The following is a 26,466-nucleotide window of genomic DNA, read 5'->3' as shown; positions in this document are numbered from 1 at the left end:
AAAGGGCCTTTTCATTTTGTGTTATAATAAAGTAAAGAAACAACTGTTCGGAAAGGTGTCTAGTCGAAATGAAAGCTACAAATGCGCGGATTATATTTCATTTAGATATGAATAGCTTTTATGCTTCTGTGGAAACGGCGTACAACCCTGCTTACCGTGGTAAGCCTCTTGCGGTAGCTGGTAATCCAGAAGAAAGACGCGGAATTATTATTACAAGTAATTATGAAGCTCGTGCTAAAGGAGTAAAAACAACAATGCCGATTTGGGAAGCAAGAAAGCTTTGTCCCGAATTAATTGTTGTTGGACCAAACTTTGAACGTTATCGGATGGCTTCCAGTGAAATATTTAAAATTATGTATCAAGTTACTCCTTATGTAGAACCAGTATCTATAGACGAAGGTTATATGGATGTAACCGATGCAACTCCACCGTCGAAAACGGTCGAGCTAGCTAGAAATCTACAGGCAAAAATAAAAAAAGAGCTAGATTTACCTTGTAGTATTGGCATAGCACCAAATAAGTTTCTAGCTAAGATGGCTTCCGATATGAAGAAGCCGATGGGAATTACGATATTAAGGAAACGTGATATTCAAAACGTTCTCTGGCCTTTACCAGTTGGTGAGATGTATGGTGTCGGTAAAAAAACGGCAGAAAAATTGAATGGAATTGAAATTTATACGATAAAAGATTTAGCAGAAGCAGATGTCTATCAATTGAAACAGTTACTTGGGATTAATGGCGAACGGTTAAAAAACCGTGCCAATGGCATTGATTTGAGGCCGGTTGATCCCGATGCAGTGAATGATTTTAAAAGTATTGGTAGTTCAGAGACATTACCAATGGACACAACCGATGAACAAGAAATACGCGCTTTATTTTCTTCCCTAGCTGCGAATGTGGAAACTCGGCTAAAGCGAAAAAATGCAGCCGGTCGTACGGTTCAAATAACTGTCAGGTTTCATGACCGAAAAACGATTACGAGAAGTAAGAAATTGCCTAATTTTATCGAAAAGAAAGAAGATATATTAAAAGTTGCGTTAGAACTTTTTAACCAACATTGGAATAATGAACCAATCCGATTGTTAGGAGTAACGATTCAAGATATAGAAGAAAAACAGAATATTGTGCACCAATTAGATCTATTTACGTATAAGAAAGACGCAGAAAAAGAAAAACTTTATACAACAATAGAACATTTAACAGAGAAGTTTGGAAAAAATCCATTCGTTGAAATAAAAGAAGAAATAAAAGACCAACCACGAACAAGCTTTCAGAAAGATTTTTTGGATGATTTTAGGAAGTAGATATCTTGTATTCATAAAAATAAACCAATGGCATATTAGCTATAAAGCAGATGTGCAGACACTAGCCCCGGAATATACGGAGACTCCTTGAAAAAGGAGAACGCTTTTTCTGCGTGCGATGTTTCGCTGTCGAAGCGTTCCTTGTCCTGTGGGAGGAAAGGCATCGGTGAGACCCCGAGATGCACCTGCGTCTACAAGTAACGCTACGCAGTAGGCTTCCTCGGTGCAAGGCAGCAAGGAAGCAAACTCATTGTAGTTGCCTGGCTCACCAGCCGCCCACGGAAAGCGAAGTATATTACGGGGCGGGTTTTTACGCCCAAATAAAAATAAATATAATTTTATAAAGCCAAATGTTACTTTTAACTGTCTAATAGATAGAGAGAAAAAAGAGGGGGTGTCTGTAACTTGAAAGATTTAGTCAAAAAAGCCCAAAAAGGCAGTGATCAAGCATTTCTAACTTTATTCCAACGGTATGAAGAAGACATTTATCGAATTGCCTTTATCTATGTGAAAAATCAAAATGACGCCCTAGATGTTGTACAAGAGACAGCCTACCGGTCATTTAAAACAATAAAAAAGTTAAAACAACCGAACTACTTTAAAACATGGTTAATTCGGATAGCGATAAATTGTTCACTTGATTTATTAAAGAAACAACGAAAACTTATTCACTTACCGAAAGAATATGAGGATCAATTAACCGAAGAGTTGAATGATGATATTGAATTAGATTTATCTCTCCAGGATTTAATGGAATATTTACATCCAGATGAAAAAAGTATTATAATTTTACGGTTTTATGAAGACTTAACGATGAAAGAAATAGCCGAAACTTTGGAAATGCCGTTAGGTACAGTTAAAACAATACTTTATCGAGCGCTAGCCAAGCTACGAAAAAAGATGAAAAGAGGTGATGATGATGAAAAATAAGATAAAACAAGAAATGGAAAAGATTGAGATTCCAAAGAACTTACATAAAAGAAGTATGCAAGGTGTGAATCAAGGAAAGGGCAAGGCGTTATTTTACATATTTTTTATTATTTTAATTCCATTTAGCTTTTATTTTTATGCTAATTTCTTCGATAGGTACTTTCCTTGGAATACGCGGGATTTTACACTCATAGCCATTTTATTGTATGTATTAGCGGTCATCCCACTTATGGCTTTTTTAGCTGAGAAAATTGCAGTATTTGCGTTAAGAAGAGGGCTGAATAAAGGAAAGAATTTTATTATCTTTCTCGTCATTCTTATTGCTATTCCTATCGCCATCACTATTAATGATCATAGAGAAAAAGACCTAGATGATGTGATTAATTTTAATACTAATAAATTTGAAGAGTTATATGTGAATCACTATATATGGTGGACAGATAAGAGGGAACATGCGGAAGAAATAAAGGAATTCTTCAGTCAATATCGTGTTAAAAAGATGAAAGACAGGGAATGGGATAAGTACGATTTATCTCAAGAGAAGAAGCATTTTAACATTACTATTTATTCAAATGGGAAAATCACTTATGCTTCAGTATATGAAAATCGACTATATATTATGGGAACGAGAGACGGTTATTATAAGGTATTAAACGGTCCAATTAATATCGAATGGATCGAGAATTTAGTAGAAGAGGAATTTATGAAAGCTGAGTGGAGTGAATAGATTTCTTTAAGAATAATAAAAATACATCCGTCAATCAATTTGGCGGATTTTTTATGTGATTTTTCCTCTTGTTAGATGTGAATTATGGTAATATTTAGTTAACGGATTCGGTAGATTGGATAAAAAGGAGAGGTTTGATGACTACGAATAATAATGGCAATATTAGAACTATCCAAGCAGTTCCACTTTTTACACCAAATTTGGAACAGTCTGTTGCATTTTATAAAAGCACTTTTGGAGAATAGAGTTGTTTCAATCGAACCAAATAGATGGCTCAAATATGGTTGGTCTAACATTTATTGATGGTGGTGCAGAGTTTGTATTACATGATAGTGAACAGTTTAAAGATCCTGATATCGAAGTACTAGTGGAAGACGTAAAAGATTTTTATCAAACACATCAAGAAAATGAAAAAATTCACTGGATACAGACGCCGATTGAAAAGCCGTTTGGTGGCCATCTTGCGGTAATGCGTTCTAAAGTAGATAACATTGTGTTAATAGTAGTTGGAAACTAATCATATATCAATAGATAGAAAGTTTGAATGTGGGAGGATGATTTGAATTGGAAACGATTAAAGGGAAAAATGAACTTTGGCAATGGACAAAGGCATTGATAATTGCTATTTTAATAGCTTTTTTAATTCGAACATTTTTATTTACGCCAGTTATTGTGAAGGGCTCTTCGATGGAACCAACGTTACATAATAAGGAACGAATGATAGTAACTAAATTAGGTGAACCTGAAAGGTTTGATATTGTTGTATTTCAGAAGTCAGAAACAGAAGATTACATAAAACGTGTCATCGGGTTACCAGGAGATCGTGTTGAATATAGAGACGATATTTTATATATTAATGGGATCCCTTATGAAGAGCCTTATCTAGATACTTTCAAAGAAGAGGTAGATGGTCCTTTAACTGGTTCCTTTACATTAGAAGAAACTGCTGTAGGTAGTGAGGTTGTTCCAGAAGGACACTTGTTTGTACTAGGAGATAATCGACAGAATAGTAGAGATAGTCGCCATATAGGAGCGATCCCGATGGATAAAGTAATCGGAACAACAAATATTGTATATTTTCCATTTAAAGAAATAAAGATTATTGGAAAGTAAATATAAATGTTGTTTAAAAGAATCTTTGGATGGAGTCAGTACTTGAATAATAGCTAAGTTGTTTAATGCGATAGGTATTAATTGTAGTGGAGGTAGTTATCATTAAAATATACTCTATTCCATTCTTATTTTTAATCCTCATTGGCTTTTGGGGTGGGAGTTTCAGTCTTCTACGAATGAATAGTATTATTATCTTATCGTATTCATAGTAACCATCATGTTAATGATAATCCCAACAATAACTAAATGTTGGTTATGGATTCGACCTAATTCGAAGCCAATCCTATTTACATATATATCGTTTGTATTAAATGTGGATTGTCACCATACTTAATGTTTACCCTTTACTTTATATGGCAGGACTTTATCATTCCACTCGATTATTACCTCATGCTATTTACGATGATAAACTCCTTATTCAACTTGGTTTTCAGACTCGAATAGAAATAGATATGGGTAATATAGAAAATATTAAAACAGCTAAAGCACAGAATGGATTTGGAGAGAAGACTCCAAAGGATACATACTATGCCATGTTGAGTATAGATACTCCGCAATATGAAATTCTATTAAAGGAAACTGCATTCATAACAAGTGCTTACGGAAGAAAGAAATTTGTTAACTCTATTGTATTTAGGTGTGATGAACCAGCAAAGATATTGCAGGAGATTAATTTCAATTTAAATAACTTAAATGAAAACGATACATGAAAATTGTTTTTTATTGTTTAAATTCTAATATTATTAGAAAATTATGTTAGTATGTAAATAACAACAGATTAATAGATAACGTGTTCATTTGGAGGTATAGAAGTTGTATCAATATTTCCATGGTTTAGTATTAAGAGAGGGAACACAAGGTGTACCTGCTGAGTCTGCTGAAGCATTATTTAAAGATGCCGGATGGACTAGAAATGTACCAAATTGGCAAAAAGAAAAAAATAGTCTCATATTCGAAAACTCAACCTGGGCATTTACCGTTTGGGACGAGGAACGAATGATTGCAATGGCCAGAGTTATTTCTGATAAGATTATGGCTGCCAATATTATGGATTTAGTCGTTTTATCGGAGTATCGTGGGAGAGGGATTGGGCAGAAGTTAGTCGAACTCTGTGTTCAGAAGCTCCCGCATGGCGATTGGTTTGCACATACTTCTGCGAATAATTTTAGTTTTTATGAAAAATGTGGGTTTGAAGTGAAAGACTTAAGAGAGAATGGAAATTGTGTCTATTATGGCTATATTCCAGCAAGGAAAGATGGACATAGATAATAACAGGATGTAAGGGGAAAATACTTTGATATTTATTATTATACTATTAAGTTTAGTCATTATTTATATTCTTTATAAATTATCGACCATTAGTAGACAAGTAGAGTTAATAACGAAAAAGCTGTTAATTGGTTTGAAATACCTGTAATTGGAAAAGGAGCTCTTTTGAAACTAGAATGAAGGAAAGGATGGTATAAATCTTGGAATTCAAGGATTTTTCCGCGGCACAAGTTAGAATAGCTAGGCCAACAGATAAGTTTGAAGAGGTCATTGATTTTTATGAGAATGGGCTAGGATTAAAACGAATCGGTCAGTTTGAAGGACATAGGGGCTATGAAGGAGTTATTTACGGATTGCCAGATGTTAACTACCATTTAGAATTTACTCGTCATATAGATGGTAGTCCATGTCCTGCTCCAACGAAAGATAATTTACTCGTTTTCTATATCATAAACAAAGATGAAATTGTAAAAGTAGCAGAACGACTGCATAACATGGGTTACCCTGAAGTAGAGCCTGAAAATGAATATTGGAAAGAACTTGGCGTAACCATTGCTGATCCAGATGGTTGGCGCATTGTGTTAATGAATCGATCGTTTAGTTGAGAAAATTGGTAGTTTAATAGAATATACTCAGAATATGAAGCACGATTTATTAAAGAGACAAAATTAGGAGAGACGCATGAATAAAAAAATATTTGTAGCAATCACATTAGTAGGGATCGTAGCAATTGCAGCTTATTTCTTATTTTTTAATCAGGATAAATTTAGTTCTGAAAGATGGAAAAATGAACCGAAAGAACGCGGTGAAATGGTGGATGATTTTATTTCTACCTATGGAATTATCGGGATGGATAAAGCAGAAATTATGGAATTACTTGGGGAACCTGAGAATGTTTATTTCGAAGACCCGAAAAATATTGTGTATTACCTTGGCGATGAACCTAGCATGATTAAAATTGATAGTTACTGGTTAATTATATGGTTTAATGAGGATAATGAAGCGGTAGATTATGAGTTGAAGACGGATTAGATAGAAGTAACTTATGCGAAGAAAAATAAGAATATAGTAGACGATAAAAAACCGATAGAAAGTTACATAGACGAAGTGAACACTGACATAATTGAATAAGTGAAAATTCGAATATGGAGGGATATTTATGCTTCATGTAACATGTTTTTTATGTAAAAAGAACTATACAATTGATCATTCAGACTCTCAGTATCAGAAGATAAAGAGAAATCCCAAAGCATATTATGTGTGCAAAAAGTGTAATAAATCAATGAAAGAAGAAGTACAACAAAAAACAGGAATCAATCCAGACATGATAGATAAGTATGATAAATATTTATAACGTAGTTTGAAAGATTTTAGGAGGAGCATGATGTACACCTATGAAGAATTTGATAGTAGTAAGGTTGATGAGTTAGTAGAATTTCTAACTTCTGAACAATGGAAGTTCCATGGGCAAGAATATCCTACGGAGGAATCGATTAGAGAAAATGTTGCTAATGGATATTATAATAGAGACGGGAACCGGACATTTTGGATGGTAGAAGGCGAAACAAAAATTGGTTTGATTAGAATATTTGATTTAGAAGATCCAATTTGTTTATTTGATTTGCGATTAAAAGAAATAGCTAGGGGCAAAGGTATTGGTAGACAAGCTCTACTATGGTTATGTAATTATATATTTGAAAATTATCCACATATGATTCGAATTGAAGGACATACAAGATGTGATAATTATGCAATGAGGAAAACATTTTATAATAGTGGATTTGTTAAAGAATCCTATCATAGAAAAGCTTGGAGGCAAAATAGGAATCTATTTGACTCCGTTGGATACGCAATGATAAGGGAAGATTGGGAGAAGAATACGATAACTCATGTTGAGGATAATTTTCCTTATTAATAGCTTGAAATGGACTACTTCCTTTTTATTGAGAAAGGTGACTGATTGTGAAAAAGAATATGACCATCTTAGTGTTAAGCCTGATTGTTATTGGCTTGATGATTATTAGTTCTCATTTTTATAAAGAGAATAAGCGAATGAAAGTTGATGTTGGATATGATTATTATGCGATGATTCAAAGTACAGGGTCTATGGTAAGTAGTATGGGGGAGGTAGATTTAAACGAGGCACTCCAAACTGAACATGGTAAGAAGTTAATAGAGACTTTTCGGGGTGGGTTGTATCAAGCAGAATCTAATTTCCTCTTTAGTCAACCGGCTCCTATAAGTGATATAGGCTTGATGTTCAATGAGTTAATTCAATTATTAAATAAGGCTTCAGAACAAAAGAAAGTGTCTAATGAAGACATCGAGATTTATAAAGAACATGTTAGAAAACTCACTTTAATTTTGATGGACCTTGAACATTACGTTGGATCAAAAGGAGAAATATTCGATATGTTTCATGGGAAAGTTCCTCATGAGATAGTTGATAAGATTAATCAACGGTTAGAAGGGGATTATTGATTAGTAGCGATGACCAAAAAAAGTGATAGACGGAATTGGCAGTATTTCCATCTATCACTTTTTTCTATCGTTACTTCATAATCTTCTTAATCACCGACAACGCCAATTTCCCACCTCCATATCGAAGTGGTAAATCGAATTTAGTCGTATGTTTTAAAATACTTTTCTGATGGGAGAATGTATTAAAACTATGTTTTCCATGATAGCCACCCATTCCACTCGACCCAACCCCACCGAATGGTAAATTCGGATTTGCTAAGTGGTATAGTGTATCATTTATACAGCCACCACCAAAAGAAAGGCTCGTCATCACTTTCTCCTGTTTCTTTTCTTTTTCTCCAAAGTAATAGAGTGCTAGCGGTTTTTCACGTTGTTTTAAGTCAACTATTACATCATCTAACTGTTCAAACGTTAAGACAGGTAAAATTGGACCGAAAATTTCATCCTGCATAACCGGATCATCCCAACTGACATCTTCCAGAACAGTTGGTTCTATCTTCAATTGTTCAGGGTCTGTGTTCCCTCCGATAGCTACTTTTCCGTTCGATAAATAGCCAGATAATCTATTAAAATGTTTTTCATTAATAATTCGAACAAAATCATTGTTTTCGAGTGGTTTTTTGCTATATAGACTTGTAATCTGCTTTTTTATTTCCTTTAGTAGCTTATCTTTAATTTTATGATGAACATATACGTAATCTGGCGCAACACATGTTTGACCAGCATTCGTATATTTACCCCAAACAATTCGCTTCGCACTAAGGGATAAATTAGCGTCTTTATCAATGATTGCTGGACTTTTCCCACCAAGTTCTAAAGTAACCGGTGTAAGGTGCTTACTTGCTTCCCGCATAATAATTTTCCCAACAGCAGTACTTCCAGTAAAGAAAATATAGTCAAAGCGTTCATTTAATAATGCTTCACTTGTTTCCTGTGCACCTTCCACAACGGCAAAAAACTTTGGATCAAACGTTTCTCCAATCATTTTAGCAACTAGGGAAGAGGTCGATGGGCTAAACTCGGATGGTTTGACGATAACCGTATTTCCTGCAGCGATTGCTCCAATTGCCGGTGCAAGTGTTAACTGCAGTGGATAATTCCACGGTGCGATAATTAGGGTTACACCATATGGCTCTTTCCGGATAAAACTTTTTGTCCCTTTATGAGTCACTGGTGCATCAACAGGCTCATCTTTCATCCACTCTTTCAAATGTTTTTCCGTATGTTTAATCTCATTGTACACAAATCCAATTTCTGTAGTGAAGGCATCATATTGTGCTTTATTTAAGTCTTGTTTTAATGCTTGGTAAATACTTTTTTCGTATTTTTCAAGCATGGATCGCAATGCGCGTAATTGCTTAATACGGAAGTCATAATCAAACGTAGCTTCACTTAAGAAAAACTTACGCTGTGATTGAACTAATTCTTTTATTTGTCCCACTTTAAACCTCCTATTTTGACGGAATTGTTACTTTACTAAAATCATGAGCAATAATCGTATTCGGGAAAATGGCTCTTGCTTCTAGTAAAAGTGATTCGAGTTCGTCCTCTTGATATCTGGAAGATATATGATTTAATATGAGCTGTTTCACTTGACCATCTTTTGCAAGTGATGCAGCTTGTTCGGTAGTGGAATGAAAATAGTCTCTCGCTAACTTCACTTTTTCTTTATCAAATGTAGCTTCATGCACAAGTATATCTGCATTCTGTACAAACTGTTTATTTTTCTCCGTTGAACGTGTATCACCGAGGATAACTACATGTCTACCTTGTTTGTTCGGACCTATAAAATCTTCCCGTCTAATTTCTCGGCCATCTTCCAAGATAGTCCATTCATTTTCTTTAATCTCCTTATAAATAGGTCCTGGTTGAATACCTGCTTCCTTCAATTTATTTACTTGTAACTCTCCAGGCTTATCTTTTTCTTCAATTCGAAACCCGTAACTTGGAATACCATGCTCTAATTTTTTACAGGTCACGATAAAATGCTCATCTTCTAAAATTTTCCCCTCGTTAATAACGACAAAGGAAAGGGGGTAGGTTAAATGAGTACCACTAATATTTAGTGATGTTTCTACATATTCCTGAATTCCTTCAGGCCCATAGATTGTCAGCTCATCATCGCCACCTTGAAAAGAACGCGAACTTAATAAACCAGGAAGACCAAAAATATGGTCACCATGGAGATGAGTAATGAAAATTTTATTGATTTTTCGTGGTTTAATTGATGTATGCAAAATCTGATGTTGAGTAGCTTCCCCACAATCAAAGAGCCAAATGCTATTCACTTCTTGAAGTAGCATTAGTGCTAGGGAAGACACGTTCCTCTCTTTAGAAGGAACACCAGAACCTGTACCAAGGAAAAATAGTTCCATAATTAATTCCAACCTCTTACATATTGTTTTGGTGCTTCCAGTTTGTAACCTAACTCATCGGCAGCTTCTTTCGCCCAGTATGGATTTTTCAATAATGCACGACCGATAAAGATGAGATCGGCACGATCATTTTGTAAAATCTCTTCAGCTTGGATACCTGTTGTAATTAGACCAACAGCACCGGTTGGAATACCTACTTGTTCTTTTATCGTTTCACAACGTTTCACTTGATAGCCAGGGTATGTATGAATACGTACTGGAGCAACACCACCTGAACTACAATCGATTAACTCAATTCCTAACTTTTTCATTTCAGTAGTGTAATAAAGAAAATCTTCTAATGTATTACCATCTTTATGATATTCTTCAGCAGAAATTCGTACAAAGATTGCTCCAGTGAATTCTGCTTTTACTTCTTCAATAATTTCTTTTAGGAAGCGGAAACGATTTTCGCGATTTCCCCCGTAAGCATCTTCGCGTTTATTCAATAACGGAGATAAGAATTGATTAATTAAGTAACCATGTGCACCATGGATTTCAATCATATCAAAACCAGCTTCAATAGCACGTTTTGCTCCAGCTCGAAAAGCTTGAATCACTCGATTTATACCTACTTCGTCTAATGGAGTAGGAACTTTATATCTGTCATTAAAAGTAGTAGGAGATGACGAATACGTAACTTCTTCATCTTGTGCTTTTAGTCCAGCATGTGCTAATTGGATACCTGCTTTTGAACCAGTTGCTTGAATTTGTTGAACTAGCTCTGTTAATCCTATCGTATGTTCATCGTCCCATATTCCTAAGTCGTGAGCAGTAATCCGTCCAGCCGTTTCGACTGCAGTTGCTTCTAACATAATTAGACCAACTCCACCGATCGCACGGGATACATAATGTGTCATGTGAAAAGGAGTTACTTTTCCGTCCTCATTATCACAGGAATACATGCACATTGGGGACATTACAATTCGATTTGGTAGTGTCATATTTTTAAATGTAATTGGTGAGAATAATTTAGCCATGTTAATACCTCCAGATTTATTGCTGTAATACTTTTCTAGCATTCATTGCTTTAAATGGAACATCGGTAAAAATTCCATCACAATTCGTTCGGAAACAATGCATCATCTGTTTTAATTTATTTACTGTGTAAACACGTACTGGCATGCCAGCATTATGAGCTTGTTCTATTAAGAGTTCTTGTACTAGTCGATATTTAATATGTAAGGCATTTGCACCGAGCTCTTTCGCATAATCTATTAGATTTGGATGTCGTTTAGAAGTAAGGAACGCTATTTCAACGGCTTCTTTGTAGTTTTTTAGCCTTTGTACACTATTCGGATTAAATGTAGATAAAGTTGTCCGTTCCAATATACGATGTTGTTTTAAGTGGTCGAAGACGATTGCTTCTAAGTTCGGATAATCAATTTTGTTGTTTTTTAACTCGATATTAATATATAAATCTTTTGGCTTTACCCATTGTAAAAATGAGTCTAAGGTAATAATTCGAGCTTCTTTAAATTCAGCGGAAAACCAAGAACCAGCATCAAGCTCTTTTAGTTCTTCATATGTATAATCTTTTACATATCCTGTTCCGTTTGTTGTACGTTTAACCGTTTCATCGTGTATAAGAACCGGTATGTGATCTTTTGTTAATTGAACATCGGTCTCAATACCTTCTGCGCCGAGTTTATAGGCTAGTTCGAAGGCATACATCGTGTTTTCCGGTGCTAATTTACTTGCACCACGGTGGGCAATAATTTTAGTTGTCAATAACGTTCACCTCTAAAATTGATTTTGTTTGAAAAGGATAGGAAAGTCAACTGATATACAGGGTATGCTTCATGTGGAGAAAATTTGATATGTGACTTATTTTTATTTTAGCGTTAAAATAGAGATAAGGGAATGAATCGTTATTCATTTTTGTGAAAAAATCTTAATAGATGTAAATAAAAATAGATCAAGAAGTAATTATGACAAAGCGAGGGGAAGTTAATGGCAGTTATTAATAAAGCGATTTTTCAACTAACCGTCCCAACTCCATTTGCAGTGGGAGATGCACATATATATGTTTTAAAAGGGGATGTACTTTCCCTAGTAGATGCTGGCGTTCGTACGGAAAAAGCATGGGAAGCATTGGTGACTCAATTAAAGGATCTCGGCTATACACCGAATGATATCGAACAAATTATTTTAACACATCATCATCCTGATCATACAGGATTAGTGGATCGTTTCGAGCGCGTAAAAGACATTGTTGCTCATGCGAATGTAGAACCATGGTTAACGAGAGATGAAGCTTATTTTGATCATTTTGAAGAGTTTTATTATGAGTACTTTGATCAAAATGGTGTTCCAGAGCATTTTCGTTCGTATTTGCAGAAGCTAAGGGCTCAATTAGATTGGGCAGGGGTAGGACAGTTAACGAAAAAGATTAATGAAGGTGACAAATTGCCAGGTCATTCTGAGTTCACAGTTGTGGAGACGAAAGGGCATGCCCAAAGCCATCTATCCTTTTTGAGTGAAGATGGAACGTTTATCGGTGGGGATCATTTATTGGAACATATGACTCCAAATCCGATTATGGAGCCGCCTAAAATCGGCAAGAAAAATCGACCAACACCATTATTACAATATCGAGCGAATTTACAAAAGTGTTTGGAATTAGACATTAAAAAGGTATTGCCAGGCCATGGGAAAGTGTTCAGTAATGTAGAAGAAGTAGTGGCTAGAGGGTTTGCCAAGCAAGAAAACCGGGCTAACAAAGTATTAAACTTGTTAAAAGCATATCCTCAAACACCGTATCAAATTTGTGAGCAAATCTTCCCAATGCATTACAAAACTCAAATTGACCTAACAATGTCTGAGACTATTGGACAGCTTGATTATTTAGAGGATAAAGGATTAGTAGTAAAAACTGTAGAGGACGGAGTATTATATTATCATGCAGTATAAAGGGAAAAAAATAGTTGTAACAGGTGCTTCCAGTGGAATTGGGGAGATGCTTGTTAAAAAAATAGCCGCAAATGGCGGTATTCCCATTATGCTTGCCAGATCCATCGAGAAATTAAGACAAATCCAGAAGCAAGTGGAAGAAGAGTATAGAATCAAGGCTTTCTATTACCAAGTAGATCTAACAAATCATGACGAAATGGATGATGTTGTTCGTGTTATACGAACGGAGCATGGGAAGATTGATGCATTAGTTAATAATGCGGGAATTGGTGTGTTCCAATATGTTGATAAAACGAAATGGGAAGATGTAGAGATGATGTTTCAGTTGAATGTGTTAGCAGTCATTCGAATGACGAAGCTGTTTCTACCGCATTTTCTTGAAAATAATGATGGTCATATTGTGAATATTGCTTCACAGGCTGGAAAGATATCGACTCCGAAATCTGCCGTATATGCATCGACAAAGCATGCCATACTAGGGTTTACGAATGCATTGCGACAAGAATTAATGGGTAAATCGATTCATGTGACTGCTGTGAATCTTGGTCCAGTAAAAACTAACTTTTTCTCCCATGCAGATCCAGAAGGAAGTTACCAAAAGAATGTAGGAAAATATATGCTCGACCCGGAAAAAGTCGCAGAAAAGATCGCAAATCATCTGTTCACCGGTAAACGCGAAATCAACATGCCACTCTGGATGGACTTCGGAAGTAGACTATATCAACTATTTCCAAGTATGATGGAAAAAGCACTCAAGAAGCAGTTTAATAAGAAGTAACGGTGTGGTGGAAATGGTGTGGCGGAAAAGGTGTCAGGCACCACCCGAAAAATGGTGAATTATGTCGAAATGCGCAACTTTGGGGTAGTCGTTCGACAGTATCTGTCAAAAACCGACAGGTGTCAGACACCAAAGAAATATAGGAAGTGGGGATTAAGATGAAATTGACAATTACAGAATTGGCAATGGATAAGATAAATGAACTTAAGGGAAGTAGTAATCCTTATTTATTATTGCAATATGATACGGATGGTTGTGGGTGTGGGGTAAATGGTGTACCAACAATCGATTTCGTTGCAGATAAGTATGAAACCCATATGGAAGTTGAGAATGAATCGATTCCTACAATAGTTGACAAAATGCAATCAGTATTCTTCGCAGAGAATATGAAATTGGATTTTGTCAATGGGATGTTTCGATTATCAGGTCCAGAAGGAATGTTAAATCCGTTTATCTCAACTCCAGTGTGTACTATATAAAGTGAAATTATGACGATCATTTGTAATGGTCGTTTTTTTATGTTAAAAATTCGGAATTTATGTTGACAATAGGTATTCGAATATTTACAATATTATAAAGTTAATAAATGAAACACAATGATTAGGAGTATTAAGTATTCGTTATTGCTAAGAGAGCTATCGGTTGGTGTAAGATAGTCAGTAACTTCCCCAACTTACCTAAGAGTGGATAGATAGTAAAAAATCTATACGGCTAACTTCCGTAATTAAGTTAGAAGATGTTTCATTTATTTTATGAAACAAGAAGAGTGGTACCGCGATAATAAACCTATCGTCTCTTTATGAGATAATAGGTTTTTTTATATATGAATTAGGTGACGGCCGTGCTATTTTGCTTGGGGAACATCTAACGAAATCAGGTGAAAGAGTCGATATTCAACTAAAAGGATCCGGGAGAACGCCATACTCTCGTGGAGGGGATGGTCGCGCAACTCTTGGTCCGATGCTACGAGAGTATATTATTAGTGAAGCGATGCATGGACTTCATATTCCCACAACGCGCATTTTAGCAGTTGTGACAACTGGAGAAATCGTTATGCGGGAGCTACCTTTACCAGGTGCGATTCTAACTCGCGTTGCAGCAAGCCATATTCGAGTTGGTACGTTTCAGTATGCAGCAAGGTGGGGAACAGTCGAGGAATTACGTGCATTAGCAGATTATACAATTAGTCGCCATTATCCAGAGATTGAAGGTGCAAAAAATCCATATCTTTCCTTGCTAAAAGAAGTAATTAAACGTCAGGCTAAATTAATTGCAAAATGGCAATTAGTTGGATTTATTCATGGAGTCATGAACACAGATAATATAACAATTAGCGGAGAAACGATTGATTATGGGCCATGTGCATTTATGGATACGTATAATCCAGAGACTGTGTTTAGTTCAATTGATCGGGAAGGACGTTATGCGTATGGTAATCAGCCAAAGATTGGTGCTTGGAATTTGGCTGCATTTGCAGATGCGTTACTGCCATTAATTCATGATGTGGAAGATAAAGCAATAGAAATAGCACAACATGCCTTATTAGACTTTTCACGACAGTTTGAATTCAATTGGACATCTGGTATGAGAGCAAAGTTAGGGCTAACTATAGAAGAAGATGGGACCAATCCATCATTGATAATCTCTTAAAAATGATGGAAAAGTACCGAGTTGATTATACGAATACATTTCGCGCGTTAACTTTAAATCGTATAGAGGAGACGGGCATGTCTGACAAGCTTGAGTTTCAGCAATGGTTTAATAAGTGGCAGAAAAGACTTGAGATGCAACAAGAAAGTAGAGAAGAGATCAACGAATTAATGAGAAAAAATAACCCATCTATTATCCCACGCAACCATCGTGTAGAAGGGGCTTTAGAAGCAGCAGTAAAAAACAGTGATTTCTCTGTAATGGAAGCATTACTAAATGTACTATCTAACCCATTCGCTCCAAAGAACAAGTTGAATATGCCAAACCTCCCCACCCTTCTGCAGTACCATATCAAACATTTTGTGCGATTTGAAATCAAACGAGAAGTAATTAGTAGGATACATTACAAAATTATATCCTGAAACAAATAACATGTGGAACAGTACCTAAGGAAGGGCGCTGTTCCTTGCATTTTCAATATAATTAAATAGTCTTGTATTTATCTGACTTTGAAAGATTTATAGTATTTTAGAAGTAGCTAATATCAAGTGTTTCATGAGTCTTTCGTATACTTTTGAATGGAAAAGGTATGGAACAAATAACGTTATATTATAATGGAATGAGATGTTCACAAGTAGATAATTCAGAGTCTTAGTACAATTCTGTATCAGTATTCACTTTAATGATATTTGAACATCAAAAATTGTTCAAGGAGGGAAAACATGCGGAAGGTAAGGTTTATTGTATTATGTATTTTACTTATGTTTCCACTGCAAGGATTTGCAATGTCTCAAGATGTGAACGGGAATAAGGTAGAAGAAATTATTAAACTAATGGATCATCAAGTAACAAAAGATTTTGTCATGGATCAACTGGAGGATATTGCAAAGAATTCAGGAATGAGTTTAGATGAAGCTGCAAATATCATATTGGATGAGTTACTCATTCAAGAAGAACTAGCTAAACAAGAAGAAAAGATTAATTTGCAAGGACCTGGTGGAGGCGGAACAACAGTGATTGGTAGTAGTGCGAAAGGGAATATTTATTATGAAACAGCTGCAACAGCAGGAATTCAGCATGGGCATGTTGGGATATATTATTCTAGTAGTACATTGGTAGAATCAATGCCGAGTACTGGTGTCCGTAGAATCGCTCGAACTAATAAACAAGTTGCCTCAGGTGCTAGAATTCAAACAGTTAGTAGTACTTCGTCAACCCAAAAGTCCAATGCAGCTAACTGGGCAAATGGTAGAGTAGGAGAAAATTATTCCTATAATTTCTTTAATAATCGTAGTACGTCCTGTGTTGGGGATAAAAATTGTTCTAAATTAGTATGGTGTGCTTATAATCTAACAATGGGACTTGATTTAGATCATAATGGCGGCCTAGGTGTTTACCCGAAAGATATACGTGATCATAGTAGAGTATTAACTTTAGTACAGTACTAATCAAATTGGGCAGCTAGAAGTTAGCTGCCCTCTATTTATCATTATAAGATATTAGTTTTACTAGGTTGGGGGAGAATCGTATGCGACGTCAAAAAATAGTATTATATGTTGGCTGTATTTTAGTATTGTCATTGATAGCATTTATAATGATTATTTTTACTAATAAAGATAGTGATTCAGATAATATTACTATTTCCAACGTGAAAGCAGTAGCCTATTATGGAGTCTCTGCTTTAGCAGGTCCAGTAGATAGCCACTTAGTATTTATCGATGAAGATGGGGATGTAGACCATTTGAAGACGGAAAATGTTGAGTGGGGTACAGTTATTAATACGAAGGACAAAATCGTGATGAACGGCATAAAGGAAATTATGAATTGGGATAAACAAACAGAAGAAATGAAACAAATTGCCAGTGAATGTGAAATATATGCGAGCTACGGTTATTCTTCTGACTATTTAGAAGCAAAAGACATCTATTACGAAATTTTCAATCAAGGATTTCAAAATCCAGATTCAAACCTTGTCGATTATCGTTCTACCATTCGTTGGGGGAATGAAGCTGATCATTATTGTGAGGACATTCCTGTGTATAGTATTGCCGATGGAAATGATGAAGAACATGTCTATGTGATGACCTCAGAGATTGACGAATTGGGTATTCCTAAAAACTTAGAAATTATCCAGTACAATATGGAAGATGCTTCTTTATCTGATAACCGAACTTTTTTACGGGAGGAAGGATTTGAAATTAGTCATTCCAGGATTGTTAGTGAAGGTGATTTCTTATACGTTCTTTACTTTCAATTTGCGGATGTAAATGATGTAATGGGAGAGCGGCAAATGAGATTATTAGAAATTAATAAAGAGGAAATGCAAATTACAAATGATTATGTTCTCCATACATATAATTATGAAGAAGATCCATATTATTTTCCTTATAATAAAGATAGTTTAACGATTCATGATGGAGTTTTGTATTATAGTAATGGATATGGTGAAATTCATACCGTTGATTTGGAAACAGGCGAACAAAAATTGCAATTTAGCTTACCTGAATCAGAAATAGGTATGTATGATAACCATAAAAATATCCAAATTAACGGTAATACAATTTATTATTTTTATTATGATGATGATCAAGAAATCCATGTTCTTGAAAGCTATACATTAGATGGGGAAATGGTAGACCGTCTAGAAATAAGTGAATTGATGAAGGAGTTGGGGGAGAAAGGTCCAGAGAAGTTTTTATTTAACTTTAAAGTAATTGATTAATTTTACCATGATTATGGGGACGTACACTTGGTGATGTGTTATGTCTCTTTTTTATTCCTACTCAATTAAAACTTTTATTATACAATGCAAGTAAATGCAGTGTCAACAGGAAATTTGCGGTTTTTAAGAAATAATGTTACAATAGTTTTACAATTGTTTTTAGAACGTATTTAAATTCCGATGTATTTGTTTTGCAATAAGGATAATAGGTACAATTTTTTTATCCTTTTTAAATGGGGAAGTAGATAATTAAATGATAAATTTGCAAAACCCCTCGGATGTAAACAATTGTGTGAGCTTTAAAAAAAGATGGATGACAATCAATTTCCTATTTGATAGCAAATTGAGAAAACTATTAGGAGGAATAGATGAATGAATCTAGTCAATAAGAAAGTAACACACAAGCGTTTTGGGACGGGGAATATAGTTGGACATGATGATTCAATCATTGAGATCCATTTCGGTGAGGAACAGAAGAAGTTTATTTTTCCAGATGTTTTTGGAAATCATCTAAAATTACATGATGAAAAAGCAGCTAGTTCGCTTGAAAAAGTCATTCAAAAGCAAGAAATAGAACGGAAAAAGATTGAATGGCAAAAGAGGAAAGAAAAAGAACTTCGGTTGAAAGAGCAACAGTTACGTATGGAGCATGCAAAACTAATGAAAAACCATAAATTGCATCCTCAATCACAAATGGTATTTTGGTGTGATGAAGAGGAGCGTAACAGCGCGCTAACTGACTGGCAAGTCTTTTCTGGTGTGATTAAAAGCGGAAATAATAAAGGAAAGCCAAATAAGCCTATTCGTTTGCATCAAAATAGTGCTGTACTTCTGACGGAAGTAAACCCGAAGACACCGGAAAAAGATAGACGTATATTAGGTGTATATATGGTGAAGGAAGAATTTATCGGTAAAATTTGTGAAGATGGTATGATTCCAGCACATTCCGTCTATAAGCTTAAGCTTACAGAGGAAGAAGCAAATCAGATGCTTTTCTGGAAGTACTATATTAATGAAAAATATCCAGAAAAGACAACCTGGAATACAGGGAAATATCGATATTTTGATAATTTATGGATGGCGCAAATTTTAGCTGATATTGTGTCCATGAAAAAGGAAACAGAGGAACGAGAGCTGGCAGAAAAATTCCTGAGTCATTTTTGTGCATTGAATCGAATTAAGGAAGAAGAGATACCAGAGCCGAATGGTGTGTTAATGCGAGCTTAATGAAAAATATGAGAACAGGTCATGCTTCATTTATAGTGAAGTGGATCTGTTCTTTTTTTCTCGTTATCTCATCAAATTCTAATCTTTTTATATCTGTTCTCTCATTTTAAAAGGATATAGTATATATAACAGATTAAGAGGAGGAAATAAAACATGAACAAGAAACTTATTATTGGTGTTGCAACTGTAGGACTTTTATTAGGAGGTACGACAATCGCAGCAGCAAATATGAATCAAGACGAACAGCCGATTGTGAAAGTAGAAGATAATACAAACAAATCTGAAGTTAAAGTGGATAAAAATGAGCTAATCTCTGCATCCGAAGCGAAAGAAATAGCACTCGCTGAACATGATGGATTTGTTGATAGTGTTGAATTAGAATATGAACATGGTCGTGCATATTATGAAGTGGAAATCGAAACTGAATTTAATGATGATGTAGACATTTATATTGATGCAAATACTGGTGAAGTGTTAGCGGTTGACGAAGATATTAAACGAGAAAAACAGAGCCGAAAAGATGTTATGAGTGTTGAAAAAGCAAAAGAAATTGCGGTTAATGAACTAGGTGGAAAAGTAGTCGAAGTGGACTTAGATAAAGATGACGGTCGTTATGAGTATGAATTAGAATTAAGAACGGAAAACGGTGAAGCGGAAATTACAATTGATGCGGTAACAGGTGAAATTTTAGAATTAGATATTGATTAATATACATGAAGAGGCTGGGACAAAACTATTTCTAACATAGGAAAAACCGAACATTAAAGTTAGAGCATCAGACCCGCCCCAGAAATATACTGCGCTTTCACTTCCAGTACCGGGGAGACATCTGCTCGGAAGTACCATCGCGGTGTCTACCTTGCACTTTCGAGTACAGGGGCGACATCTGCTCGGAAGTACCATCGCGGTGTCTACCTTGCCGTGGGCGGCTGGTGAGCCAGGCAACTACTTGAGATTGCTTCATTGCTGCCTTGCACCGAGGAAGCACACTGCGTAGCGATACTTGCAGACGCAGGTGCATTCTCGGGGTCTCACCGATGCCTTTCCTCCCACAGGACAGACGCTTTACGATGGGGCGAGTAATCGCAGTCCCAGTCCCAAGGAACGCTTCAACAGTGATACATCTTCGTGAGAAAAAGTGTTCTCCTTTTTCGAGGAGTCTCCGTATATTTCCGGGGCTAATGTGGCGATTGTTCGTCTTTTATTACCTTTGTTTTAGATTTGTCCCGGCCTCTATTTTTTAATTTACTTGTATCCATTTACAAAGTACTCTACAATTTCCAAATCATCTTCGGTCAAGCCACGTCCAAAAGTACGTGACATATCCTCTTTTATTGCTTCCAACTTCCCAACATGCTTATCTGTTAGTTCTGCACTTGTTTTCAGAAGTGTGGCAAATGAAGAAAACTCTTCTCTATTTAATGGAGCTGGGTGATGAGATAAAAAGAAATAGTCTGCAACGTACTGCTCAATCTTTTCCAGTAATTTGGTCATCTTTTCAATTGTGTAATGCCATTTTGTTGCATACATATTTGCATAAAGACTATCTCCAAGGAACAAAGCTTTCTCTTCTGGAATGTATATTAAGTTGGAATCGGGTGAATGATCCCCACCAATATGTTCGATGAAAACAGATACTCCACCTAGATGAAGTTGAATTTGTTTTTCAAAAATTAGTGTAGGGTCAGGTATTTTTATTTCTCGGTTGGTTCCAAGTTCAAGCTTTATTGCATCTCTACAAAACGGAATCTCAATTCCTGCTTCTACCCGTTCATCTAGCTCTTTATCCTCCCATGAATACTGCTGTAATTCCTTTACCTTTTCATAAGTCATGTTGTTGGCGATAGCTGGCATATCCATTTCCTCTAGGCCAAATACATGATCCCAATGCCAATGAGTTAAAGCAAGAAAAGTTCCAAACACTTGATGTGCTGCTAATTGTTCTTTAAATAATTTAGCATGTGCAGTTGAATTCCCAGCGTCAATGATTAGTGTATCATTATCTCCCTTAATTGCTGCTAAGATCGGGCGGTCTGTTTTTTGAAATGGAGAAAGGTAAAATAGTCTGTCTGAGAGTTTATTTAATGTTTGCATAGATTACATGCTCCTTTTTATTGATAGCTATTATTTTATCAAGTGGAGAATGAAATATAAAGGAGGAGAAAGAAGTCTATATTCCCTTCAGATGAAAAATATCGTGAGAAGGTACCATAGAACGGTTCTATAGACCTTTATAAAGGAAAATCTTGTGTAAAGGTAACATAGAGAGAGTCTATATTCCCTTCAGATAAAAAATATCGTGAGAAGGTACCATAGAACGGTTCTATAGACCTTTATAAAGGAAAATCTTGTGTAAAGGTAACATAGAGAGAGTCTATATTCCCTTCAAATGAAAAATATCGAGAGAAGGTACCATAGAACGGTTCTATAGACCTTTCTAAGGAAAAATCTTATGTAGAGGTAACATAGAATGTGCCTATACTCCTTTATCAAGAATATTTATATGCAAAAGTAACATAGAAAGGTTCAATATTCCCTCACTAAAGTTTTTGCAGTAAAAGGTAACATATGTAAATCATTTATAATAAACACATAAAATAACAAGAATTAAATCAAATCCATTTACAATCGGTTAATATTTACAATAAATTTTTGATAAGTTTTAATAAATATTTATTGTAAAACGATAAATATCGTGATAATATAATTTTACAACATGAAATATGCGAGGTGTTTTATATGAAACGAGGATCAACCCTCTTTTTAAAGTTAGCTTTAGTTATTATTGCAGTGCCTGTGCTAGCGTTAGCAATCACTGGTGCAATCTATTTGATCAATCATCCTGCAAATCCAGATTATGATCAAATCCTATATCCGATTGTCATTGGGATGTATGTATCGACGATTCCTTTTTACATGGCAATCTATCAAGCATTTAAATTATTAAACTATATTGATAGAAATAAAGCTTTTTCACAAGTTTCTGTTGCGGCTTTAACGAAAATAAAGTATAGTTCAATTATGTTTAGTGCGATATACGTTGTTATCTTACCATTCGTTTATATGGTAGCAGAGCTAGACGATGCCCCAGGTCTGATTATTATCGGCGGTATTCCTGTTTTTGCTTCGTTAGTAATTGCAGTCTTTGCTGCGGTACTTCAGAGACTACTACAAGAAGCAATTCATATTAAATCAGAAAACGATTTAACGGTCTGAGGTGAAAACAATGGCAATTATTATAAATATTGATGTTATGTTAGCAAAGCGGAAAATGAGTGTAACAGAGTTGTCTGAAAAAGTTGGAATAACGATGGCAAATCTATCTATCTTAAAAAACGGAAAAGCAAAAGCAATTCGTTTATCTACGTTAGAAGGAATTTGTAAAGCATTAGATTGTCAACCAGGCGACATTTTAGAATATAGAAATGAAGAAGATATCGACGGAATAAACTAGACAACAGTTGAGGTGGGGAATATGGTAGGAGAAAAAAAGATCTATCTTCTTTTAACAGATACAGGTACAGCATTTACTCGACTAATCAAGTCCTATACGAAAAAACCCTATAATCATGCCTCGATCGCCTTTGATCCTAATTTAGAGGAAGTATATAGTTTTGGAAGAAAAACACCGAGAAATCCTTTTATTGGTGGATTCGTAAGAGAAGATATTAATTCTGTTTTGTTTAAACGAGCAGATTGTGCAATATATTCTTTAACCGTATCGGATGAAGATTATCAAAAAATGAATCGTTTTATCCAGCTTATTGCTGAGAACAAAGATTTATATCGATATAATTTAATTGGGTTATTAGGTGTTGTAGTTAAGAAACCAATTAAACGAAAAAATGCATTCTTTTGTTCACAATTTGTAGGTTCAGTTTTAAAGGAAAGTGAAAATATAAATTTTGAAAAAGACGTTGCATTAATACAACCAAACGATTTACTACGTTCGGCTAATTTTGAATTAATCTATGAAGGTAGATTAGTAGAATATCAACATGATATGCCGAAAGAAAGAGTTCATTCTTATCCTGTAATCTCTATATAATTGTGTATCTAGAAGCCACTTTGATAATAATCAAAATGGCTTCTTTTTTTATGTAAAAGATTAAAACAAATAAGGGATTATAATGAAAAGTCTGAAATTTAATGTTATTATTAAAACGATGTCAAATTTAGTTCGTTTAAGTAATACGTAAGGAGGAGTCTTTGATTTTGACAGATAAATATACAAGTAGGAGACTTAGTACTGTAATTATTTGGATATTATCTTTACTAGTTGTCACAGTTACCATCCTTTACTTTGTGAAGCGTGAAGATTTAAATAACACAGCAATGTATTTTTATGAGTTAGAGGTGGAAGAACCATTAGTAGCAATTTCTTACCATTTAGGTGTTGAACCATATGAAATAGTAAACTGGGAAGAACCAATTTACGTAGAAGAACTGAGAACTTTAATATCTGATTTAGAGGAAGGAATGCGTCATCTAGACTCTCCCCATCTCGAAGGAATACCAAAACGAATACATAAGGAAATTCAGGAATTACAAGAAACTTTTACTAGCAAACACGGACAAATTATCGCTTACGGAGGAGAAATAAGTGAAGAAACAAAACAATCGCTTTTAGATATTTCAAAGGTAATCGATTCATGCCAAGTAAGAGAATACAATCAAAATTGGAAACAAATTATTTCGGAGATCGAATGCGTAAATAATGGAATATAAGATGGTAAATAAACGGAGAGTGTGAAAATTCATTAAATAAGGGGCTATATATAATTATCGAGAAAGGTAGAGTGAAATATGGGATTTGAAGGATTTAATTTACTAGTCATATTTGGACTTATCTCATTATTTGTCATTTCTTTTACGATGTTCATAAAGAAAATGGTAGTAAATACAACAACAACAACTTATGAAACGAATGAACTTGGGAAAAAGCTTGATATCATTATCGAGCAAAACAATAGAATAATTGCTTTAATGGAGAAAGAAGATTAATTAGTGGACAAGGAGGAAAGTCCTTGTCCAATCAATTGAAAGTGCCATATTTTCATTAACTTTTAGACTGCTCTTACTTTCCGATTTCATACATAATCTCTTTTTCATACTCCTCATAGCTAGCCATGCCTAAATCTTTTGCTGCTCTTAGTTCTGCTTCTCGGTCATAAGGAACACGAACAAAATTAGTCGAAATGGCACCATGTGAACCATCAATTAGGACATAGGTTGCTTCCACTAAATCTAAACCAACACTTCCTACATTAATAAGAAATCCTGTTTCATAATAATGCCTTAACCAAGTCACATGGATATCGCCATAAAAAACATAATCTGGCGTACGTGTTGTATGTAGCGAATTCGTCTCTTCACTATTTTCAAACAATGATAAGCATTTTTCCTTATCATAGTACTCTGGTGCAATTCGTTCAAATTCACTTCTCGGTGATGCATGAAAGCAGCGAATAAGTTTTCCATTTAATTCAAATTCAATATGAAATGGCAAGGAAGCTAAATAGTCGAAGTCCTCAGTAGTCAATTGACTTTGGATCCACTTCAAATGTTCATTATCTGTTTCATCTTGGATAAATACATCCCAATTCCCACGGATTACTTTGTCACAATATTTCTTTACTAATTCGATACAAGCAGAACCACGAGGACCTTTACCGACTAGATCTCCTAAACAATAAATTTTATCTACACCACGTTTTTCAATGTCTGCTAATACAGATTCTAGAGCTGTTAGATTCCCATGAATATCAGAAATAATTGCTATTTTAGTCAACACAAACTTCCCCCAATCTCGACAATATATAAACTAAGTATAGCTTAACTTTTCAAAAAATTGTATAACTTATTAAAGACGCTAATGAAGGAGGACTTACGATGGAGGATTACTATTGGGATACGCAATTGGAATACCTTAAACGAACGAGAGATTTATATTATAACGATGACTACATAGAGTTTTTAATAGAAAAGGTTTGGAAAATCTCAGAACCAGTACATATGATTGATTTTGGTTGTGGGTACGGTTATTTAGGGCTAAAATTATTACCTTTACTACCGGCAGGGTCGAAATATACAGGAGTAGACAAAGGGCAAAAATTGATCCGAAAAGCAAAAGAGTTATTCGCAAATCTTCCGTATGAAACAGAATTCATTGTAGCAGATTCTAATGAAGTGGAGTTAGAGTGCAAATATGATGTTGCTGTTAGTCATGCATTCTTATTACATATGAATAATCCTACAGAAATATTGCAACGAATGATCGATTCAGTAGTTGATAAGGGCAAGATTATTTGCTTTGAACCCCATTGGATTTCAGGAATGGCATCCTATTATTTAAAAGGAAGTAACCAATCACAACTCATTCCACTAGGTATTCTTCAGAAGTTATTCGAAGAAGGAGCTACGCAAAATGGAAAAGATGGGAATGTCGGGATAAAAGTACCACAATATTTAGCAGAATTGGGAGTACAGAATATAGATTGTAGAGCTAGTGATAAGGTCAATTTCCTTCATCCTGATATGGAAGAACAAGAGAAGGGAAGGTTGTTTCGTTCCTTACAAGAGGAAGGTGTTGGAGGCGAGCCACAATACAAAGAACAGTTTATTGAAAATCTACTAAAACGTGGGCTTACATATATAGAAGCACAAGAACAATTTGAGGCGGAGTTGTTATTTTCCAAAGTATTTCATCTAGAATCAACTTTATTATATACGCCAAGCATGAGAATAACATATGGTGAAATTATGAGATAGAATTAAATGTAAAAGGCGTTCAATTTAAACGCCTTTTTTGTTATGTCATTTGAAAACCCCTGGCTATGCCGGGGGTTCCGGAGAGCTTATAGCGTGGTATTAAAATTAAAAAAGGCCTCTCTTCGTGATAAGATATAGTTGGTTTCCCGACCACTACATCAAATAAA

Annotated in this window: 32 protein-coding genes, 1 pseudogene and 1 other annotated feature; of the genes and pseudogenes, 27 read left to right on the top strand and 6 right to left on the bottom strand. The window is 35.1% G+C overall.

The window, feature by feature from the left end:
- Positions 1-68: 68 nt before the first annotated feature.
- From IEV35_RS04705 to IEV35_RS04650, 13 genes are all read left to right on the top strand, one after another.
- Entirely contained in the window at positions 69-1,304 is a 1,236-nt protein-coding gene (locus tag IEV35_RS04705) for a DNA polymerase IV (protein WP_188383554.1), read from the top strand.
- Positions 1,305-1,709: 405 nt separating this feature from the next.
- A complete protein-coding gene (locus IEV35_RS04700; protein ID WP_188383553.1) occupies positions 1,710-2,234 on the top strand; it encodes a sigma-70 family RNA polymerase sigma factor in 525 nt (174 codons plus the stop codon).
- On the top strand, positions 2,224-2,961 hold the full coding sequence (locus IEV35_RS04695; RefSeq protein ID WP_188383552.1) for a hypothetical protein: 738 nt from the start codon (positions 2,224-2,226) through the stop codon (positions 2,959-2,961). The genes IEV35_RS04700 and IEV35_RS04695 overlap by 11 nt, the downstream gene beginning before the upstream one ends.
- A 247-nt stretch (positions 2,962-3,208) precedes the next feature.
- The gene (locus IEV35_RS04690; RefSeq protein WP_188383551.1) at positions 3,209-3,478 is read left to right on the top strand and encodes a hypothetical protein; all 270 of its coding nucleotides are present in this window, start codon (positions 3,209-3,211) and stop codon (positions 3,476-3,478) included.
- A 47-nt stretch (positions 3,479-3,525) separates the two neighbouring features.
- On the top strand, positions 3,526-4,074 hold the full coding sequence (lepB, locus tag IEV35_RS04685) for a signal peptidase I (protein ID WP_308419766.1): 549 nt from the start codon (positions 3,526-3,528) through the stop codon (positions 4,072-4,074).
- Positions 4,075-4,427: 353 nt separating this feature from the next.
- The gene (locus tag IEV35_RS04680; RefSeq protein ID WP_188383550.1) at positions 4,428-4,784 is read left to right on the top strand and encodes a hypothetical protein; all 357 of its coding nucleotides are present in this window, start codon (positions 4,428-4,430) and stop codon (positions 4,782-4,784) included.
- A gap of 103 nt (positions 4,785-4,887) precedes the next feature.
- Positions 4,888-5,343 carry a GNAT family N-acetyltransferase gene (locus IEV35_RS04675; protein ID WP_188383549.1) on the top strand — a complete coding sequence of 152 codons (456 nt, stop codon included), beginning with the start codon at positions 4,888-4,890 and terminating at the stop codon, positions 5,341-5,343.
- 25 nt (positions 5,344-5,368) lie between these two features.
- Positions 5,369-5,491, top strand: a complete 123-nt coding sequence (locus tag IEV35_RS20290; RefSeq protein WP_268237908.1) for a hypothetical protein — start codon at positions 5,369-5,371, stop codon at positions 5,489-5,491.
- A gap of 49 nt (positions 5,492-5,540) precedes the next feature.
- Positions 5,541-5,948 carry a VOC family protein gene (locus IEV35_RS04670; RefSeq protein ID WP_188383753.1) on the top strand — a complete coding sequence of 136 codons (408 nt, stop codon included), beginning with the start codon at positions 5,541-5,543 and terminating at the stop codon, positions 5,946-5,948.
- A 76-nt stretch (positions 5,949-6,024) separates the two neighbouring features.
- Positions 6,025-6,375: a hypothetical protein gene (locus IEV35_RS04665; RefSeq protein ID WP_188383548.1), complete on the top strand. Its 351-nt coding sequence runs from the start codon at positions 6,025-6,027 to the stop codon at positions 6,373-6,375.
- Positions 6,376-6,502: 127 nt separating this feature from the next.
- The gene (locus tag IEV35_RS04660; RefSeq protein ID WP_188383547.1) at positions 6,503-6,697 is read left to right on the top strand and encodes a DUF2197 domain-containing protein; all 195 of its coding nucleotides are present in this window, start codon (positions 6,503-6,505) and stop codon (positions 6,695-6,697) included.
- Positions 6,698-6,727: 30 nt separating this feature from the next.
- Entirely contained in the window at positions 6,728-7,258 is a 531-nt protein-coding gene (locus IEV35_RS04655) for a GNAT family N-acetyltransferase (RefSeq protein ID WP_188383546.1), read from the top strand.
- A gap of 47 nt (positions 7,259-7,305) precedes the next feature.
- The gene (locus tag IEV35_RS04650) at positions 7,306-7,824 is read left to right on the top strand and encodes a hypothetical protein (RefSeq protein WP_188383545.1); all 519 of its coding nucleotides are present in this window, start codon (positions 7,306-7,308) and stop codon (positions 7,822-7,824) included.
- 70 nt (positions 7,825-7,894) lie between these two features.
- On the opposite strand, the gene IEV35_RS04645 is transcribed toward IEV35_RS04650, so the two are convergent.
- The 4 genes from IEV35_RS04645 to IEV35_RS04630 are packed head-to-tail and all read right to left on the bottom strand — an operon-like array spanning position 7,895 to position 11,969.
- Positions 7,895-9,265 (bottom strand): aldehyde dehydrogenase, encoded by a 1,371-nt coding sequence (locus tag IEV35_RS04645; RefSeq protein WP_188383544.1) that lies wholly within the window; start codon positions 9,263-9,265, stop codon positions 7,895-7,897.
- A gap of 10 nt (positions 9,266-9,275) precedes the next feature.
- Positions 9,276-10,199, bottom strand: a complete 924-nt coding sequence (gene rnz / locus IEV35_RS04640) for a ribonuclease Z (RefSeq protein WP_188383543.1) — start codon at positions 10,197-10,199, stop codon at positions 9,276-9,278.
- A 2-nt stretch (positions 10,200-10,201) separates the two neighbouring features.
- Entirely contained in the window at positions 10,202-11,218 is a 1,017-nt protein-coding gene (gene namA / locus IEV35_RS04635) for an NADPH dehydrogenase NamA (RefSeq protein ID WP_188383542.1), read from the bottom strand.
- A 16-nt stretch (positions 11,219-11,234) separates the two neighbouring features.
- Positions 11,235-11,969, bottom strand: a complete 735-nt coding sequence (locus IEV35_RS04630) for a glycerophosphodiester phosphodiesterase (protein WP_188383541.1) — start codon at positions 11,967-11,969, stop codon at positions 11,235-11,237.
- Positions 11,970-12,191: 222 nt separating this feature from the next.
- On the opposite strand from IEV35_RS04630, the gene IEV35_RS04625 reads away from it, so the two are divergent.
- The 8 genes and pseudogenes from IEV35_RS04625 to IEV35_RS04590 all read left to right on the top strand — a co-directional run bounded on the left by IEV35_RS04625 (position 12,192) and on the right by IEV35_RS04590 (position 20,236).
- A complete protein-coding gene (locus tag IEV35_RS04625) occupies positions 12,192-13,151 on the top strand; it encodes an MBL fold metallo-hydrolase (RefSeq protein WP_188383540.1) in 960 nt (319 codons plus the stop codon).
- Positions 13,141-13,929: an SDR family NAD(P)-dependent oxidoreductase gene (locus IEV35_RS04620; protein WP_188383539.1), complete on the top strand. Its 789-nt coding sequence runs from the start codon at positions 13,141-13,143 to the stop codon at positions 13,927-13,929. The genes IEV35_RS04625 and IEV35_RS04620 overlap by 11 nt, the downstream gene beginning before the upstream one ends.
- Before the next feature lie 158 nt (positions 13,930-14,087).
- Positions 14,088-14,408 carry an iron-sulfur cluster biosynthesis family protein gene (locus IEV35_RS04615; protein ID WP_188383538.1) on the top strand — a complete coding sequence of 107 codons (321 nt, stop codon included), beginning with the start codon at positions 14,088-14,090 and terminating at the stop codon, positions 14,406-14,408.
- Between the two features lie 108 nt (positions 14,409-14,516).
- Positions 14,517-14,729: a binding site (T-box leader), on the top strand.
- Between the two features lie 28 nt (positions 14,730-14,757).
- Positions 14,758-15,952 (top strand): annotated as a pseudogene (locus IEV35_RS04610) (protein adenylyltransferase SelO); the annotation flags it as partial.
- Between the two features lie 349 nt (positions 15,953-16,301).
- On the top strand, positions 16,302-17,027 hold the full coding sequence (locus IEV35_RS04605) for a hypothetical protein (protein WP_188383537.1): 726 nt from the start codon (positions 16,302-16,304) through the stop codon (positions 17,025-17,027).
- 80 nt (positions 17,028-17,107) lie between these two features.
- A complete protein-coding gene (locus IEV35_RS04600) occupies positions 17,108-18,301 on the top strand; it encodes a YycP family beta-propeller protein (protein ID WP_188383536.1) in 1,194 nt (397 codons plus the stop codon).
- Between the two features lie 372 nt (positions 18,302-18,673).
- Positions 18,674-19,528, top strand: coding sequence for a malate synthase (locus IEV35_RS04595; protein ID WP_188383535.1), 855 nt, complete (start codon positions 18,674-18,676; stop codon positions 19,526-19,528).
- A 153-nt stretch (positions 19,529-19,681) separates the two neighbouring features.
- On the top strand, positions 19,682-20,236 hold the full coding sequence (locus IEV35_RS04590; RefSeq protein WP_188383534.1) for a PepSY domain-containing protein: 555 nt from the start codon (positions 19,682-19,684) through the stop codon (positions 20,234-20,236).
- A 537-nt stretch (positions 20,237-20,773) separates the two neighbouring features.
- Here the strand turns inward: IEV35_RS04590 and IEV35_RS04585 are convergent.
- The gene (locus IEV35_RS04585) at positions 20,774-21,622 is read right to left on the bottom strand and encodes an MBL fold metallo-hydrolase (protein ID WP_188383533.1); all 849 of its coding nucleotides are present in this window, start codon (positions 21,620-21,622) and stop codon (positions 20,774-20,776) included.
- A 645-nt stretch (positions 21,623-22,267) separates the two neighbouring features.
- On the opposite strand from IEV35_RS04585, the gene IEV35_RS04580 reads away from it, so the two are divergent.
- The 5 genes from IEV35_RS04580 to IEV35_RS04560 all read left to right on the top strand — a co-directional run bounded on the left by IEV35_RS04580 (position 22,268) and on the right by IEV35_RS04560 (position 24,532).
- A complete protein-coding gene (locus IEV35_RS04580) occupies positions 22,268-22,744 on the top strand; it encodes a DUF2975 domain-containing protein (protein WP_188383532.1) in 477 nt (158 codons plus the stop codon).
- Between the two features lie 10 nt (positions 22,745-22,754).
- Positions 22,755-22,982 (top strand): helix-turn-helix domain-containing protein, encoded by a 228-nt coding sequence (locus tag IEV35_RS04575; RefSeq protein ID WP_188383531.1) that lies wholly within the window; start codon positions 22,755-22,757, stop codon positions 22,980-22,982.
- 21 nt (positions 22,983-23,003) lie between these two features.
- Positions 23,004-23,576 carry a hypothetical protein gene (locus IEV35_RS04570; RefSeq protein ID WP_188383530.1) on the top strand — a complete coding sequence of 191 codons (573 nt, stop codon included), beginning with the start codon at positions 23,004-23,006 and terminating at the stop codon, positions 23,574-23,576.
- 167 nt (positions 23,577-23,743) lie between these two features.
- On the top strand, positions 23,744-24,256 hold the full coding sequence (locus tag IEV35_RS04565; protein WP_188383529.1) for a hypothetical protein: 513 nt from the start codon (positions 23,744-23,746) through the stop codon (positions 24,254-24,256).
- A gap of 78 nt (positions 24,257-24,334) precedes the next feature.
- The gene (locus IEV35_RS04560) at positions 24,335-24,532 is read left to right on the top strand and encodes a DUF4083 family protein (RefSeq protein ID WP_188383528.1); all 198 of its coding nucleotides are present in this window, start codon (positions 24,335-24,337) and stop codon (positions 24,530-24,532) included.
- Between the two features lie 73 nt (positions 24,533-24,605).
- On the opposite strand, the gene IEV35_RS04555 is transcribed toward IEV35_RS04560, so the two are convergent.
- Entirely contained in the window at positions 24,606-25,322 is a 717-nt protein-coding gene (locus IEV35_RS04555) for a metallophosphoesterase family protein (RefSeq protein ID WP_308419765.1), read from the bottom strand.
- Positions 25,323-25,420: 98 nt separating this feature from the next.
- On the opposite strand from IEV35_RS04555, the gene IEV35_RS04550 reads away from it, so the two are divergent.
- Positions 25,421-26,299 (top strand): methyltransferase domain-containing protein, encoded by an 879-nt coding sequence (locus IEV35_RS04550; protein ID WP_188383527.1) that lies wholly within the window; start codon positions 25,421-25,423, stop codon positions 26,297-26,299.
- The last annotated feature ends 167 nt before the right edge of the window (positions 26,300-26,466 follow it).

Origin of the sequence: Ornithinibacillus halotolerans, from assembly GCF_014637405.1 — a bacterium.
GTDB lineage: Bacteria > Bacillota > Bacilli > Bacillales > Amphibacillaceae > Ornithinibacillus > Ornithinibacillus halotolerans.
This window is presented reverse-complemented; position numbering and strand designations above follow the sequence as displayed.